Source organism: Eikenella sp. (assembly GCF_057315495.1).
Genome location: NZ_DBHKXY010000010.1, coordinates 108,255 through 124,221 on the forward strand (window position 1 = coordinate 108,255; position 15,967 = coordinate 124,221).

Annotated in this window: 14 protein-coding genes, 1 tRNA gene and 1 pseudogene; 14 read left to right on the plus strand and 2 right to left on the minus strand. The window is 55.8% G+C overall.

The genetic code is table 11. From position 1 onward, the window contains the following. Window positions 1-196: 196 nt before the first annotated feature. On the minus strand, window positions 197-2,998 hold the full coding sequence (locus tag ACO6EE_RS01895) for an Rne/Rng family ribonuclease (protein ID WP_485958826.1): 2,802 nt from the start codon (window positions 2,996-2,998) through the stop codon (window positions 197-199). A 145-nt stretch (window positions 2,999-3,143) separates the two neighbouring features. Here ACO6EE_RS01895 and ACO6EE_RS01900 point away from each other — a divergent pair, with 145 nt between their 5' ends. From ACO6EE_RS01900 to ACO6EE_RS01935, 8 genes are all read left to right on the plus strand, one after another. Then, the gene (locus tag ACO6EE_RS01900; RefSeq protein ID WP_485958828.1) at window positions 3,144-3,266 is read left to right on the plus strand and encodes a hypothetical protein; all 123 of its coding nucleotides are present in this window, start codon (window positions 3,144-3,146) and stop codon (window positions 3,264-3,266) included. 435 nt (window positions 3,267-3,701) lie between these two features. Continuing rightward, window positions 3,702-4,685 (plus strand): RluA family pseudouridine synthase, encoded by a 984-nt coding sequence (locus ACO6EE_RS01905; RefSeq protein ID WP_485958829.1) that lies wholly within the window; start codon window positions 3,702-3,704, stop codon window positions 4,683-4,685. 72 nt (window positions 4,686-4,757) lie between these two features. Next, on the plus strand, window positions 4,758-4,976 hold the full coding sequence (locus tag ACO6EE_RS01910) for a hypothetical protein (RefSeq protein ID WP_485958831.1): 219 nt from the start codon (window positions 4,758-4,760) through the stop codon (window positions 4,974-4,976). 123 nt (window positions 4,977-5,099) lie between these two features. Further along, complete coding sequence (locus ACO6EE_RS01915; RefSeq protein WP_485958833.1) at window positions 5,100-5,744, plus strand: HAD-IA family hydrolase; 645 nt, start codon at window positions 5,100-5,102, stop codon at window positions 5,742-5,744. A gap of 236 nt (window positions 5,745-5,980) precedes the next feature. Continuing rightward, window positions 5,981-6,904 carry a hypothetical protein gene (locus ACO6EE_RS01920; protein ID WP_485958834.1) on the plus strand — a complete coding sequence of 308 codons (924 nt, stop codon included), beginning with the start codon at window positions 5,981-5,983 and terminating at the stop codon, window positions 6,902-6,904. Window positions 6,905-7,090: 186 nt separating this feature from the next. Then, window positions 7,091-7,240: a hypothetical protein gene (locus ACO6EE_RS01925; RefSeq protein ID WP_485958835.1), complete on the plus strand. Its 150-nt coding sequence runs from the start codon at window positions 7,091-7,093 to the stop codon at window positions 7,238-7,240. 53 nt (window positions 7,241-7,293) lie between these two features. After that, window positions 7,294-7,367, plus strand: a tRNA-Gly gene (locus ACO6EE_RS01930). Window positions 7,368-7,642: 275 nt separating this feature from the next. After that, entirely contained in the window at window positions 7,643-8,983 is a 1,341-nt protein-coding gene (locus ACO6EE_RS01935; RefSeq protein ID WP_485958836.1) for an anaerobic C4-dicarboxylate transporter, read from the plus strand. Between the two features lie 328 nt (window positions 8,984-9,311). On the opposite strand, the gene ACO6EE_RS01940 is transcribed toward ACO6EE_RS01935, so the two are convergent. Further along, window positions 9,312-10,436 (minus strand): polyamine ABC transporter substrate-binding protein, encoded by a 1,125-nt coding sequence (locus tag ACO6EE_RS01940; protein WP_485958838.1) that lies wholly within the window; start codon window positions 10,434-10,436, stop codon window positions 9,312-9,314. A gap of 399 nt (window positions 10,437-10,835) precedes the next feature. Between ACO6EE_RS01940 and ACO6EE_RS01945 the strand changes: the two genes are divergently transcribed. The 6 genes and pseudogenes from ACO6EE_RS01945 to ACO6EE_RS01970 all read left to right on the plus strand — a co-directional run bounded on the left by ACO6EE_RS01945 (window position 10,836) and on the right by ACO6EE_RS01970 (window position 15,767). Then, window positions 10,836-11,564 (plus strand): metal ABC transporter ATP-binding protein, encoded by a 729-nt coding sequence (locus ACO6EE_RS01945; protein WP_485958840.1) that lies wholly within the window; start codon window positions 10,836-10,838, stop codon window positions 11,562-11,564. A 22-nt stretch (window positions 11,565-11,586) separates the two neighbouring features. Further along, window positions 11,587-11,931 carry a hypothetical protein gene (locus tag ACO6EE_RS01950; protein WP_485958841.1) on the plus strand — a complete coding sequence of 115 codons (345 nt, stop codon included), beginning with the start codon at window positions 11,587-11,589 and terminating at the stop codon, window positions 11,929-11,931. Between the two features lie 40 nt (window positions 11,932-11,971). Then, a pseudogene (locus ACO6EE_RS01955) lies at window positions 11,972-12,078 on the plus strand (IS5/IS1182 family transposase); the annotation flags it as partial. Window positions 12,079-12,098: 20 nt separating this feature from the next. After that, complete coding sequence (locus ACO6EE_RS01960; RefSeq protein ID WP_485958842.1) at window positions 12,099-12,971, plus strand: metal ABC transporter permease; 873 nt, start codon at window positions 12,099-12,101, stop codon at window positions 12,969-12,971. Window positions 12,972-13,470: 499 nt separating this feature from the next. After that, on the plus strand, window positions 13,471-14,397 hold the full coding sequence (locus ACO6EE_RS01965) for a metal ABC transporter solute-binding protein, Zn/Mn family (RefSeq protein WP_485958850.1): 927 nt from the start codon (window positions 13,471-13,473) through the stop codon (window positions 14,395-14,397). Between the two features lie 278 nt (window positions 14,398-14,675). Continuing rightward, entirely contained in the window at window positions 14,676-15,767 is a 1,092-nt protein-coding gene (locus ACO6EE_RS01970; RefSeq protein WP_485958844.1) for a glycoside hydrolase family 16 protein, read from the plus strand. The last annotated feature ends 200 nt before the right edge of the window (window positions 15,768-15,967 follow it).

The window sequence follows — 15,967 nt, forward strand, 5'->3', positions numbered from 1 at the left end:
TTGGTCGTGAGCAATAGGAATGCGGTGGATTCATCTTGCTATTGTGCCCATATTTTGAGGGTTGCTGCCTTGCTTTGTCTCCCTTTGGAATAGCTATACAGATCCGGCTAGCCTGGAAATTGACCATAAAAAACCACCCTGAATAATCATTCGGGGTGGTTTGCTATTGGCTGCTGAGGCTACCTGAAAGCCTGTATCAGCTGCGGTGGGTTTCCACTTGTTGCAGTTGCTGCGGCTCAGGCACGGCAGCCGGGGCGGCGGGGGCAACATCGGCGCGGCGCAGGCCTTTGGGCTGCTCGGGCTCGGGCTGAACGGCGGTGAGCGCGGCGGGATCGGTTTGTACCAATACCAAACCGCCGAGATTGGCAACAGCAGGTTCGGCTGCGGCTGGTGGTGTGGATTGAGTCACGGCTGCCGCTGCTATTTCTACAGCTTGGGCGGCAGCAGCAATGGAATCATCGGCAGGAGCAGCTTCCGGAGCGGCTTGAGTTTCGGCAGATGAGATTTCTACCGCAACGGCTTCTTCCTGCGCAATTGCCACAATCGGGCTCTCAACAGCAGCCGGATTTACAGCTTCAGCTGTTTCCACGGCTTCGGCTGCATTTTCTTCGGCAAACACGAAGGTGGGTGCATCGGCTTCATCGGCCATTTCGGGGATGGTGATGACCAGCGGTTTGTCGTTGTCGGTCTCATCGGGCTGCGGCACGGGGGTGGGTGCTTCGGTGTGCAGGCCTAATACCACGTCGGCGGCAGATTTCACCAGCTCGGCTTGCAGCGGAATATCCAGATATTGGATGATTTTCTGCGCCGAGGGGATGTTGCGCTGGCGTCCTCGGCCTTTGCCGTTGCGCTGGCCGTTGTCTTGGCGGCGGTCGCGGCCGGAGCGGCGTTCGTTGCGTTCGCCGCGCTCATTGTTGCGCTCGCGATCGCCGCGTTCGCTGCCACGCTCTTGGTTTTCTGCAGAGTTGCCGGTTTCGTCAGCAAAGCGTTCGGGAATATCAACCGCTTGGCGAGCAGTCTGCAGCTTGTCGTTTTCGGCCGAGGCTACCTGAACATCGCTGTCTTTGCGTTGGCGGCGGCGTTGGCGCGGGTTGGACTGCTGCTCGGCAGCGGATTTTTCAGCCGGCTGTTGCGGGGCGCGGTTATCCAAGGTTTCGGCATCGTCGGCAGCTTGCTGGCGCGGCGGGCGGTTGTTGCCGTTTTGGCTGCGCTGCTGGCCGCGGTTACGTCGGTTGCGGTTTTGTTGGGCTTTGCTACGGTTGCCGCCATTACGCCCATTGTTGGCTGCGGGGGCTTCGGCGGGCTTGGTTTCGCCGCCGCCGAACAATTTGGCAAACCAGGCGCCGATACCGGCCAGCAAGCCGGGTTCGGCAGGCTGCTGCACCACGGGGGCTGGGCTACTGTGTTTGATGCCTTTTACCGCAGGCTCGGGTTTAACCGGCTTGGCTTGGTGGCCGATTTCCAAGTTTTGGCTGTCGTCTTCTTCGGGGATTTCGACTTGTTTGTAGCTGGGCTCGGCGTCGTCGTCCACGTCGTCGGGGCGTACGCGGGTGATGTTGTAGTGCGGGTTTTCCAGATGGGTGTTGGGAATCATCAGGATAGACACATCCAGCCGCTCTTCCAGGCCGAACAGCTCGGCGCGTTTTTCGTTGAGCAAGAAGGTGGCCACATCCACCGGTACTTGGGCGTGCACTTCTTCGGTGTTGTCCTTCATCGCTTCTTCTTGGATGATGCGCAACACGTGCAGGGCGGTGGATTCGATGCCGCGGATCACGCCGGTGCCGGCGCAGCGCGGGCAGGCCACGTGGCTGCTTTCGCCCAAGGAGGGGCGCAGGCGTTGGCGGGAAAGCTCAAGCAGGCCGAAGCGGGAAAGTTTGCCCATCTGCACGCGGGCGCGGTCTTTCCTCAGCGCGTCGCGCAAGGTGTTTTCCACATCGCGTTGGTGCTTGGGATTCTCCATGTCGATGAAGTCGATCACGATCAGGCCGCCCAAGTCGCGCAGGCGCATTTGGCGGGCCACTTCTTCGGCGGCTTCCATATTGGTTTGGAAGGCGGTTTCTTCGATGTCGGCGCCGCGTGTGGAGCGGGCGGAGTTCACGTCTACGGAAACCAGGGCTTCGGTGTGGTCGATTACGATAGCGCCGCCGGAAGGCAGGCTCACGGAGCGCGAGAAGGCGCTTTCGATTTGGTGCTCGATTTGGAAGCGGGAGAAGAGCGGGATGTGGTCGTCGTAGTATTTGAGCTTGCCCACGTTGTGCGGCATCACATAGCTCATGAATTCCTGCACTTGGTCGAACACTTCGCGGTTGTCGATGAGGATTTCGCCGATGTCGGAACGGTAGTGGTCGCGGATGGCACGGATGAGCAGGGAGCTCTCCATAAAGAGTAGATAAGGGTCTTGATGGGCATTGCCGGCTTCTTCGATGGCGCGCCACAGTTGCAACAGATAGTTGAAATCCCATTGCAGCTCTTCCACACTGCGGCCGATGCCGGCGGTGCGGGCGATCAGGCTCATGCCGTGCGGCACATCAAGCTCGCTCATGGCGGCTTTGAGCTCTTGGCGCTCTTCGCCTTCGATACGGCGGGAAATGCCGCCGCCGCGCGGATTGTTCGGCATGAGCACGAGATAGCGGCCGGCCAGGCTGATGAAGGTGGTGAGCGCGGCACCTTTGTTACCGCGTTCGTCTTTTTCCACCTGCACGATGACCTGCATGCCTTCCTGCAATACGTCTTGGATGCGGGCGCGGCCGCCGTCGTAGTCTTGGAAGTAGGCGCGGGAAACTTCTTTGAAGGGGAGGAAACCGTGGCGGTCGGTGCCGTAGTCCACGAAGCAGGCCTCGAGCGAGGGCTCGATGCGGGTGATGATGCCTTTGTAGATATTGCCTTTGCGCTGTTCTTTGCCCAGCGTTTCAATGTCGAGATCGAGCAGGTTTTGCCCGTCTACAATCGCCACGCGCAGCTCTTCGGCCTGGGTGGCGTTAAATAACATACGTTTCATGATGTTGCTAACCTTTTGTTTGGTTTGCAATTCCGAAGCGTGTAATTAGTTTGGCCGCTTTGCTGCCGCTGGGGAAGGCTACCTGAAAACAAAGTTTCAACGAAATTAAAATCGGCAGCCGTGTGTTGTGCGGTCCTGAAGCGCGGTGTGCGGCAACCGCCGTGGCGGTTGGGCAGCCGGCATCGGGCGCGGGCAGAAAACGGTAAAGAAGGTAGTGAAAGAGCAGGGCGGGCATCACTGCCGCGCCGGCCGCCGGATGGGCGGCTGATTTGGAATGCCGCGGCAGGCCGGATAGCGGCCGCTTGCGGCGGGGTATAGTGGATTAATTTTAAAGCAAGGCCGTGCCGGCTTGTTTTGCCGTACTGCTTGGATTGCGGCTCGCCGCTTGGCCCTGGTTCAAACTTAATCCGCTATTGATTCGGTGTTGTGGTCTTCTTTAAGCCCGGCAGTGGGTGCGGCGGCGCGCTGGTCGCGTCTTAGGCCGTTTGGGCTGCCGGAGCCGTAAACTCAATTACTATTTCAATCTGCCCGCCAAAATACGCGGCAGGCAGAGGAAAGCCGTTCGGAATTGTCTTTTTACGATAAAATAAACAGTAAACAATCAACTTGCCAACCCGGCGGCACCCTTTGTTTTTCGCTTCGTTGAAGCTTGGCTTTCAGGTAGCCTGGGCACGGTGTCGGCAGGGAGAGGATTATAGAGAAAATGCCAGCAATTAGCAAAAATTCAGTCAATTATTTGAGCGTGGACGAAGCCGCCGCCGGGCAGCGTTTGGATAACTTTCTCATCCGCCTGCTCAAAGGCGTGCCCAAGAGCCATATCCACCGCATCATCCGAGGCGGCGAAGTGCGCGTGAACAAAAAACGCGCCGCTGCCGACAGCCGCTTGGCCGTAGGCGACGAAGTGCGGATTCCGCCGATCCGGTTGGCGCAGAAAGCCGAGCCGGCCGAGGCTGCCGTGCCGCCGCGCGAGTTTGATATTGTGTTTGAAGACGAGCACCTTTTGGTGGTGGACAAACCTTCCGGCGTGGCCGTGCACGGCGGCAGCGGCGTGAGCTTCGGCGTGATCGAACAGCTGCGCCGCGCCCGGCCGCAGGCGCGTTATTTGGAATTGGTACACCGGCTGGACAAAGATACCAGCGGATTATTGGTGGTGGCCAAAAAGCGCAGCGCATTGGTGAAGCTGCACGAAGCCTGGCGCAACGACAAGCCGAAAAAAGTATATTTGGCGCTGGGCATGGGCGCGTGGCCGCAGGACGTGCGGCAGGTGAAGCTGCCGCTGTTCAAATACACCGGCGCGGCAGGCGAGAAAATGGTGCGCGTGAGCGAAGAAGGGCAGAGCGCGCACACGCTGTTCCGCGTGTTGGAAACCTTCGGCGGCGCGCCGCTGCATGGAGTGGGGCTTTCCGCCCTGAGCCTGGTGGAGGCCACGCTGCGCACCGGCCGCACCCACCAAATCCGCGTGCATATGCAGTCGCAAAACTGCCCGATTGCCGGCGACGAACGCTACGGCGACTACACCGCCAACCGCCGCCTGAAAAAGCTCGGCCTCAAACGCATGTTTCTGCACGCCCACCGCTTGGAGCTCGAACACCCGGCAAGCGGCGAAATACTGGTGCTCACCGCGCCGCTGCCGGAAGAGTTGCGTCAGATGCTGGAGGGCTTGAGGCAGGAACAAGAGGCTACCTGAAAAAAGTGTGCCCATGATTCCGGCTTCGTTTTTCAGGTAGCCTGTTTGCCATTTAGCCAAAAAGGATAAGATATGCAGCAAAACGATCAACAGCCCAAATTCAAAGTTATCCTGCCGGAAGGCTTTTCTTTGGAGCGCCCCAAGCAGGTGATTACCCAGCCCGTCGAGAGCGGCCGTGCCGATTTGGAGGAAATCATCCGGCAGGAAACGGCGTGCCGCCAAGCCGAGGCGGAAGCCGATGAAATCATGATTAACGCCTTGCTGCACGGCGCAGGGCGCAGCTTCAAGTGAGGCGGATAGCTGAAATAATTATTTCTTCATGCCAGGCGAGCCAACGCAGTAGGAAGAAATAAGAATTTTAGCTATACCTGAAAATTCAGCCAGCCCAAACTTCCAACATATCAAGGAATGCCCATGAAACCGTATCGCGTATTGATTTTCGACTGGGACGGCACCTTAGCCGATTCCACCGCCCAAATCGTGCAGGGTGTGCAAAACTCTTTTTGCCGTTTCGGCTGGCCGCCGCCCGCCGAGGCCGATATCCGCAACACCATCGGCTTAAGCCTGCACGATGCCTTACACCGCCTCTGCCCGCAGCTGGACCAACAGCAAATCGAAGCCGCCATCCGCGCCTATCAGCACGAATTCCACCACCGCCGCGAGCAAACTGTTTTATTCCCCGACGCAGGCAATACCCTGCAGCGGTTGCAACAGCACTACTGGCTGGCCGTGGCCACCGGCAAAGGCCGGCGCGGGCTCGATGCCGCCCTGGACGAAACCGGCACGCGCAGCCTCTTCCTCGCCACCCGCACCGCCGACGAATGCGCCTCCAAGCCCCAGCCGGAAATGGTGCTCTCCATCTGCGACGAATTGGGCGTGCATCCGGCCGAAGCCCTGGTAATCGGCGACACCACCCACGATTTGCACATGGCGCACAACGCCCAAAGCCCCGCCATCGCCCTCACCACCGGCGCCCACACCCCCGCCCAACTGCAAACAGCCCCGCACCTGGCCATGCTGGACGGCTTAATCAGCTTGGCGGCCTGGCTGGCGGAGTAAAGGCTACCTGAAAGCGTAAGCTTCAATGCAGGGCGAAGATTTTCAGGTAGCCTGTAAGTGATATGGCGGCAAATCGAAAAGCTACCTGAAAACTAAGACACTTCAGCGAAGCGAAAACTTAAAAGCCAAGTCTGCAATCAGAAAGCCCCTTCCCAAACATGCCGAAAACTTTTCAGGTAGCCTAACAGGCAGCCCGATTCAAAACCCAGCAAAACAAGCAAAGGACACCCTACCCCATGTTCACCTCGCGCGATCTCGGCCGATTCCTCTATTCCCTGTTTAATGTTTTGGAAGTTATCGGCATCGTGGCTGCCATCGTGATAGCAATCATTGCCTCTGTGGTGTGCTACCACATCAAACCGCAATGGATGCAGAAACACCGCTGGCTGGTGCCCGTTCCCGCACTGGTTGTGTTGTTTGTATTCCTCGTTATCCCGTATTTTCTGCAAAAAGAGTGGGATGCGCAGCGGCAGCAGGAATTGCAGCAGGCGAGAGCCGAACGGGCGGCATGGCGCAAGCAATACTACGAGCCCGCCAAAGCCCGCTTCGACCAGCTGTGCCAAAACGCCGGCGAGAAGATCTACCGCACGGCGGACAATGTGGACGGCATCCTGCTGCTGAAAGTGCGCGGGGATGACGAGAAGTATCAAGACAGCTTCTACAATCCGCTGAAAGACCAGATGTGGGAGAATGCGGCGTTACCAAGTGAGTTTGATAGAGAAGAATATATCGGCAGCTTTCTGCCTGATTGGTCTGGTGTTCACTATGATTATATTGACGTATTGCAAAAAGACGGTTCTATCACTCGTTATAGTGGTGATTGGCACATGACGGACAAACCGTTTAACCAAGAAATTAACCCATCCCATCCTGCTCGTTATGCTGTTACTTATGAAAATGATATTTCTTGGGAAAACCGCAAACATTGGATAGCGGGAACAACCATCAAGGTAATTGATACCAAAACCAACACACTGATGGCTGAAAAAACGATGTATGTTTTTGTGCCGGAATTAGGCTATTCCAAATTTGAGCAGAATCCAAATCCTTGGGGAAGAGGAAATAGATGCCCTGAGGAAAATCAATATCAGCAGCAAACAGTTTCTTTTGTAAGAAAAGTTTTGCTTTCACCGGCATTTAAGCCTGAACATAGAAAATAACCAAGCAATAGGGCGGGGGATAGGTTTCAGGTAGCCTCAAACCGAAAAGGCTACCTGAAACTTTGTGTGATAGGGCGTGGTGAGGCATGGTGCCCTTTTATAGTGAATTAACAAAAACCAGTACAGCGTTGGCTCGCCTTGCCGTAACGTGTGTACTGTCTGCGGCTCGCCGCCTTGTCCTGATTTTTGTTAATCCACTATAAATATGCCGCTATTGGTGGGTGGTGTGGCTATCGGCAGAATGTGCGGTTGGATGGGGATTATCCGGCCGGCGTGGCGGGCGGCGATGCGCAGGCGCGGGATGGGTTGCCGGGCGGGCCGGTGTTCCGTGATTAGCGCGGGCTGGCGGTTTGCCGGGAAATCCTCTATACTGCGCGCACTTCTGTTTTGCGGGTATCGTCTAATGGTAAGGCACCGGCTTCCCAAGCCGACTATGCGGGTTCGATTCCCGTTACCCGCTCCAATTTCTTTCCCATGCTGTTTCCCGGCATGGGATTTTTGTTGGTTTGTTTATTAAGAAATGTTTGCTATTCGGTGTGCGGAATGCAGCAGGGATGGCTTTGCCGGGCAGGATATGTAGGATAGGATTGGTTGCGACAAGTTAAAAATTTATTTTTATATACAGTTTGTTGTGTTAAATAAAGGCTACCTGAAAATAAAATCCGTTTTATTTCCGGGATAAATTTTGGTAAACTCAGCGCTCCTTTTTGCATACATAAGTTTACTTTGGAGACCATAATGAGCTTCTTTGCTCAACATGCGCAGTTTTTTATTCAGTTTGCCGTGGTGCTGTTGTGCATCTTGGCCGGCGCCCAGGTGGGCGGCATCGGCTTGGGTGTGTTCGGCGGTATCGGTTTGGCAATATTGTCATTTGGTTTCGGCTTGGAGCCCACCAGCCCGCCGATTGATGTGATGCTGATGATTATGGCGGTGGTGTCGGCAGCGGCGGCGATGCAGGCAGCCGGCGGTTTGGACTATATGATTAAAATCGCCACCCGCGTGCTGCACAAAAACCCGAAATACATCACTTTTATCGCGCCGATGGTTACCTACACCTTCACCGTTTTGGCCGGCACGGGGCATGTGGCCTATTCCGTGCTGCCGGTGATTGCGGAAGTGAGCCGCAAAAACGGCATCCGCCCGGAGCGCCCGCTCACGATGGCGGTGATTGCTTCGCAATTTTCCATTGTGGCCAGCCCGATTGCGGCGGCGGTGGTGGCTTGCGTGAGCTACCTCGAGCCGCAGCATATTACGATGGCAGACGTGCTTAAAGTGAGCGTGCCTTCCACCATCATCGGCATCGGTATTGCCTGCGTGTTGGTAAACCGCATGGGCAAAGAGCTGAAAGACGACCCGGAATACCAACGCCGCCTGAAAGACCCGGCCTACAGCAAGCTGTATGACACGGAAACCGTGGCTGCCGATGCGCAAGTGAGCGGCAAGGCTAAGATTTCGGTGGGGATTTTCCTGTTTGCCGCTATTTTGGTGGTGCTGCTCGGCGCGATGCCTTCGCTGCGCCCGGTGTTTAACGATAAGCCGATGGGGATGGCACACACCATTGAAATTGTGATGCTTTCCGCTGCCGCGCTGATTATCCTCACCTGCAAGCCGGATGGCAATGCGATTACGCAGGGCTCGGTGTTCCATGCCGGTATGCGCGCGGTGATTGCTGTGTTTGGCGTGGCCTGGCTGGGCGATACGCTGATGCACGGGCATTTGGACGAAGTGCAGCAGGCGGTGTCCGGCCTGGTGCAGAGCGCACCGTGGGCGTTTGCCTTTGCGCTGTTTGTGCTCTCCGTGCTGGTGAACAGCCAGGGCGCCACCGTGGCTACGCTGTTTCCGGTGGCCATTTCGTTGGGCGTGCCCGCGCCGATTATCATCGGCACATTTGTGGCGGTGAACGGCTATTTCTTCATTCCGAACTACGGCCCGATTATTGCCGCCATCGATTTTGATAGTACGGGCACGACGAAAATCGGCAAATATATTTTCAACCACAGCTTTATGCTGCCCGGCTTGTTGAGCATGGGTTTCAGCTTGGTCTTCGGCCTGCTGTTCTCCAAGATGTTCTTCGGCTGAACGGTTTGATTGGAATATATGCGCCCGGGCTTTGGCTCGGGCGTTTTATTTTGGGAAAGGCTACCTGAAAGGTTAACTGCCTAAGCGCTCAAGCCGTTTGTTTTGATTTCGTTGGGATTACTGCTTTCAGGTCGCCTTGATGTGGCATACTGGAACGGCAAACGGTGGGGGAATTGAACTCTCTTCCTTAATATTGTGGTTGCAAGCTATCCCTTGCAGGCTACCTGAAAGTTGAGCGTAATACAGTTTGCCCGGGCATCGCAGCCAAATTGACTAAAAGGCTACCTGAAATTTTCAGGTAGCCTTTTGTGGTTTGCTGGCCTTGTCGTTATTTGATCGCCATCAGCCGTTGATAAAGCTGGGTCATCAGGCGGCTGGTGTGCGGGTCTTTGGGCAGGATAACGAAGCTGTTGGCCATGGCTTCCTCGCTGGGGAAGATGGATTCGTTGTTGCGGTATGCCTCGGGCATCAGCGCGCGGGCCGGCTGGCTGGCGGGGGCATAGGTAACGAAGCTGCCGTTGGCGGCGGCCACTTTGGGGTCGAGGGTGTAGTTGATGTATTTGAGGGCGTTGGCGTGGTGGTGCGCGTCTTTGGGAATCATCAGGGAGTCGATCCACACCGCCAGGCCGTTTTTAGGCACGAGCACTTGGATATCGATGCCGTTGCCGGCTTCGATGGCCCGGTTGCGGGCGATGTTCAAATCGCCGCCGTAGCCCACGGCCACGCACAGGTTGCCGGCAGCGAGGTCGTTGATGTAGGTGGAGGCGGTGAAGATGCGGATGTCTTTGCGCACGGCACGCATCATGTCGGTGGCCGCTTGCAGGTCTTCAGGCTTGGTGCTGTTGGGGTCTTTGCCTAAATAGTTGAGCGCCAAAGGGTATTGTTCGAGCGGACTGTCGAAATAGGAAATGCCGCAGGATTTGAGCTTGGCGGTGTATTCGGGATTGAACACCAAATCCCACACGTTTTCGGGCATGGGTTTATCGCCTAGGGCTTTTTGCACCATTTGGGTGTTGATGGCCAGCGTGTTGATGCCCCAGAAATAGGGTACGGCGTATTTGTTGCCGGGGTCCACTTGCTCCATCAGCTTGAGCAGGTGCGGGTCGAGATTGCTGTAGTTGGGGATTTGGCTTTTGTCGATGGGCTGGTAGGCACCGGCTTGGATTTGGCGGCCTACGTTGGAAATGGAGGGCACCACCAAATCGTAGCCGCTGCTGCCGCTGAGCATTTTGGCTTCGAGGGTTTCGTTGTTGTCGTAGTAGGCGGAGCGGATAGTGATGCCGGTTTTCTCGGTGAAGGCGGTGAGGGTGGCGGGGTCGACATAATCTGCCCAGTTGTAGAGGTTGAGCAGGTTGGCGTTATCGCCTTCGGGGGCGGAGGCCTCGCGTTGGGCTTGGCCGCCGCAGGCAGCGAGCAGGCCGGCGCAAATGGCGAGCAGGAGCAGTTTCTTCATTGTTATTCCTTGGTGGGCGGGGAGGGGAGGGTAAGTAGGCGCAAGCAATCTAATCATTATAGCCAAACGCTTGGCTCCTTCATACCTTGTGCTGGGGAAACGGCGCGGCGGCGTGGTTGGGGCAACTGTGTTGTGCGGCAAGTATTTTTCAATATTGCCAACAAATTGGCACTTTGTCGGCGCTAAATTAACGCAGCGGCATTTTCTGCCTGCTTTTCAGGTAGCCTTCCGGCTATGGAAAAAGCGCATGTTATAGAGTATCATGCCGCCCGTTACAACATAACATTCAGCACACACTATGCACTCTTGGTTACTTCGCGGCGCCGGCAGCCGTTTGCTTTTGGCCGTATCGCTTATTGCCCTGATGCTGGGCGTGTTCGCTTGGACGGGCGCCGCACTATGAGCATCGTGTTCGACAACCTCACTGTGAGTTATCGCCGCCATCCCGCCGTGCACCATATTTGCGGCGAATTTGCGCCGGGCAGCATGTGGGCGGTATTCGGGCCTAATGGCGCCGGCAAATCCACCCTGCTCAAAGCCATCATGGGGCTGTTGAGAACCAGCACCGGCAGCGTGCAATGGCAAGGCATCGCCCGCCGCGACATCGCTTATTTGCCCCAGCAATCCGATATCGACCGCAGCCAGCCGATTTCCGTATATGAGCTGGCCGCCATGGGTTTGTGGTATGAAATCGGCTTTTTCGGCGGCACCAAACCCGCACAACGCGAACGGGTGCACGCCGCACTCGAGCGCGTGGGCATGGCCGATTTTGCCCGCCGGAGCATCGGCCAGCTTTCCAACGGCCAATTCCAGCGCGTGCTGTTTGCCCGCATGCTGGTGCAAGACGCCAAATTCCTGCTGCTGGACGAGCCCTTCAACGCCGTGGACGCGCGCACCACGTATGAATTGTTGGAAGTATTGCGCCAATGCCACCAAAACGAAGGCCGTGCCGTGATTGCCGTGTTGCACGATTATGAGCAGGTGCGCGCCTACTTCCCCTACACCTTCCTGATTGCCCGCGAAAAAATCGTCAGCGGCGCCACTGCCGACGTGCTCACCGAAGGCTACCTGAAACAGGCTGCCGAAGCCATGCACCGCACCGAACCGCGCGAATGGTGCGCGGCTTGAGTTTTCAGGTAGCCTGAACGCCATGTTTGCCGCCACCGTTATTTTCTTTCGAAACCGCAGCGAAGATTTTCCCGTTGAAGCGTTCCCGCAGCGCATCCGCAGTCGCACGCACTTCCCCGCCGAAGGCTACCGCCCGCACTTCGCGCCCAAAGGCAGCCGCGAATTGCTCGGCATCGTGTTTGCCGCGTTCGAGCACACCCGATTCGACGAGCCGCTGCAAGCCAGGCTGGATTACCTCTACCCCGACCGCGTGGATTATTCCGCCCTACGCCCCGGCACGGAATTTTGGATTATGGAAGGCGGCACCGCCGTGGGCGAAGGCGTAATCATTGCCAACGGCCATCCGCCTGCCCAACAGGCTACCTGAAAGCATGAGTTTCCAAGAAACTAAACAATAAAACCTAATCTATAGTGGATTAAATTTAAATCAGGATAAGGCGGCGAGCCGCAGACAGTACAAATAGTACGGCAAGGCGAGCCAACGCTGTACTGGTTTAAATTTAATTCACTATACTAACCGAATAAGCACACGCCATGACTCTTTCCCAGCTCCTGATCGAACCCTTTGCCGACGATTTTATGCGCTATGCCCTTGCCTCCGTGCTGTTTCTGGCCGTGGGCGCGGCGCCGGTGGGCGTGTTTTTGGTGATGCGGCGCATGAGCCTGGTGGGCGATGCGCTCGGCCACGCAGTGCTGCCCGGCGCGGCGGCGGGCTATATTGCCGCCGGTTCGCTCAGCCTGCCCGCCATGAGCCTGGGCGGTTTTGCCGCCGGGCTGGCGATGGCGCTGCTCGCCGGCTTGGTGAGCCGCCACACCAATTTGAAGGAAGACGCAAATTTTGCCGCGTTTTATCTGGCCAGCCTGGCCTTGGGCGTGGTGCTGGTGAGCAGCTACGGCAGCAATGTGGATTTGCTGCATCTCTTGTTTGGTTCGGTGCTGGCGGTGGATACGCCTTCGCTGATTTTGGTGCTGTGCGTGAGCGCGGTATCGGTGTTGGCGCTGGCGCTGATCTACCGCCCGCTGATGCTGGAGAGCATCGATCCGCTGTTTCTGCGCGCGGTAAACGGGCGCGGCGGGCTGTGGCATGTGCTGTTTCTGATGCTGGTGGTGCTGAATTTGGTGGCCGGCTTTCAGGCTATCGGCACACTGATGTCGGTGGGCGTGATGATGCTGCCGGCGATTACCGCGCGGCTGTGGTCGCGCAGCATGGGCGGGCTGATTGCACTCGCGGTGCTGATTGCACTCGCCTGCAGCTTCTGCGGCCTGCTGTTTTCCTACCATGTGGATATCCCTTCCGGCCCGGCGATTATTTTGTGCCTGGGCGGCGTGTATGCCGTGTCGCTGTTTATCGGGCGCGAGGGCGGGATGCTGCCTAAATGGTGGCGCGGCAGGCATTTGCGGGCGTAGCTGCTAGCAGCTAGCAGCTTGAAGGCTGCCTGAAAATGCTCTGCGAAACTAAACCTTTAGTTCAGATAGTTTTAGCAGCGATATTTTGGATTTCGAGACAAATTATTTTTCAGGTAGCCTCACCATTCCATTTTGTTCACCTTTGCGCCTCATGCCGGCGCGGGGCACTTTCTTTCTTTGCTTCGCCAAAGAAAGAAAGCAAAGAAAGGCGACTGCGGGCACAGGTTTGGCTTTGCCAAACTTCCCTCACTTCGCACGATTTTTCGGGCGGGCTCGCAACTTGCAGCTGCGCCGCTTCGGGCATGCAAGCCCTTATTCCCCAAAAAACCGCGCTCCGTTCGGCTGTGCCAGCAGGGGGCGCTGCATTGTACGTTTGTGGTGAATTTTCTGTTTTGAAATTCGCACATTAGTAAAAAGGCTACCTGAAATCTTTCAGGTAGCCCCACGGACGAGCCGGAAGGCTCACATGACAAACAAACATAAGGAGTAAAAGATGAATTTGAAACATTGGAAACTCGGCCTGATTGCCGCGCTGTTTTCCGGCAGCCTGTATGCCGCGCCGGTGGAAGTGGTGTCGAGCTTCAGCATTTTGGGCGATGTGGCCAAGCAGGTGGGCGGCGAGCGCGTGAACGTGAGCAACCTGGTCGGCCCCGACCAAGACGCGCATGCCTACAATCTTACCAGCCGCGATATGCAGCGCATCCGCAATGCCAAGCTGGTGTTGGTGAACGGTTTGGGCTTTGAGCAGGCTGCGGTGATGCGCGGCATCCGCCAAAGCGGCGTGCCGTTTGCCGAGGCCACTAAAAACATCCAGCCGATGAAGGCCGAAGACCACGACGATGATGATCACGACCATGACCACCACGGCCACGGTCATGACCACGGCCACCATCATCACGGCGAATTCGACCCGCACGTGTGGAACGACCCGGTGCTGATGAAAACCTACGCCCAAAACGTGGCCGACGCGCTGATTAAAGTCGATCCGCAAGGCCGCGCGTATTATCAGCAGCGCTTGAGCGGCTACCAAGCCCGCCTCGACGCCATGCACCAATGGGCGCAAACCCAATTCAACAGCGTGCCGCAGGCACGGCGCAAAGTGCTCACCGGGCACGATGCCTTCAACTACATGGGCAAACGCTACCGCATCGAATTCATCGCCCCGCAAGGCGTGAGCACCGAAGCCGAGCCTTCCGCCCGCCAGGTTTCCGCCCTCATCCGCCAAATCCGCAGCCAGGGCATCCGCGCCGCGTTTAGTGAAAACATCAAAGATTCGCGCATGGTGGAACGCATCTCGCGTGAAACCGGCATCCGTGTAAACGGCAAGCTCTATTCCGACGCTCTGAGCCGCGGCGCTTCCGCTGCCACTTATGAGCAGATGTTCCGCTACAACGTGAATGCGCTGGTGAATGCGATGAAGCAGTAATTATTTGAAAGCATAGTAAAGGCTACCTGAAAACCGATTTTTTGGTTTTCAGGTAGCCTTAGATTCGTGTGATGTAACCAACGCGACGATTTCCTACATATCAGAGAAGCGGAAATGCCATTGCATGGATATTTAGTGTGTATGCATGTGAATTTACTTGTCTATTTGTTTTCATTATAATTGATTGTGCATGGGTTGCCATGTTTATATTTTCAGATCATCAGTTTAGTCTGAGAAATGTTTACTTAATCTATTTTTATAATTCTTGAGGATTCATTATGTCTCATAAACCTCTGCTTGTTGCTGTTTTGTGTACCTTTGCTCTAGTAGGCTGCAAGAAAAAATCTGATACCCAACCTCCTGCCTCCCAGTCTGTACCCGTGCCTGCTACCACGCCCGCGCCTACCACTAATCCGAAACCGATATCCACACCGGCACCGACACCCACACCTACCACTAATCCGAAACCGATATCCACACCGGCACCGACACCCACACCCACGCCGACACCTGCTGATGCTGCTGCCAATATTCCTGCACCGACGGGTTGGAGGTATTATGGTGGAGATGAGTTCAATGGCAATCAGCTAGATAGCAACAAATGGTTTGCTTATGGCTCACCTAAAGGTGTATCTAAAACCTATTATGCAAAATTTGGCCAACCACAAGGGATGATTCAGACTTACCGCCCTGAACAGATTACCGTGTCAAACGGTAGCTTGAAGCTGGTATCTGTACCGCGTACAGACGGTGAACAAACCAACGGATATCTTGGTTGGTGGTCTGGTGCGTTCACATCCCGTGATGCCGATGTATATTACCCCTTGTATCTGCGTGTAGATGTTCGGGCGAAAGCTGCCAATGACGTAGGCTTGTGGCATGGTTTGTGGCTCACATCTTATGAAGGTGCAAGCGTGGCAGAGTTGGATATGTATGAATTGTTTGCTGAAGCTAATGGCAAAGACCAGGCCACACAAAGTAATCACTTCTGGGATAATAAATTGGGTCAGGTACGGAAAAATGTGCCTGAACGCAACCATACGGTTCATGTAAGCAATATTTCTGGGACATATCATGTGTATAGCCTTATAGTTGAACCTGCTCCTACGCCCGATGAAGCCATCATTACGTTTATGATTGACGGTGTAGTAACCAAAACATTCCGAACCGACGCAAATGGTGCAGGCTTGTACAACAGGTTCATTACTGATGCAAAAGTGCAAGGCCGTACCCATCGGGCATGGAACATCATGTATACAGGCGGTGTGGGCGGCAGTTTGGGAGGCGTGGGTTATCCTGCTGCTGACTTGCGTTTTGCTCAGACTGAGATTGACTATATTCGCGTGTTTGTGAAAGACGATGCCAATTAAAGAGGCTATAACAGGCTTGCAATATAGTGATTAGCACTTATGATGAATATGCCGTTCTATCCTAATAGAGGAGAAGCGGACTGCTAATCATTTAAATATTTTAGGCTACCTGGAAGGGGCTTCCCACCTTCAGGTAGCCTAAAGTAGGGGCTGTACTAGATTAGCCCTAAATTCCACACCAATCCCGCAAGATTTTTAGC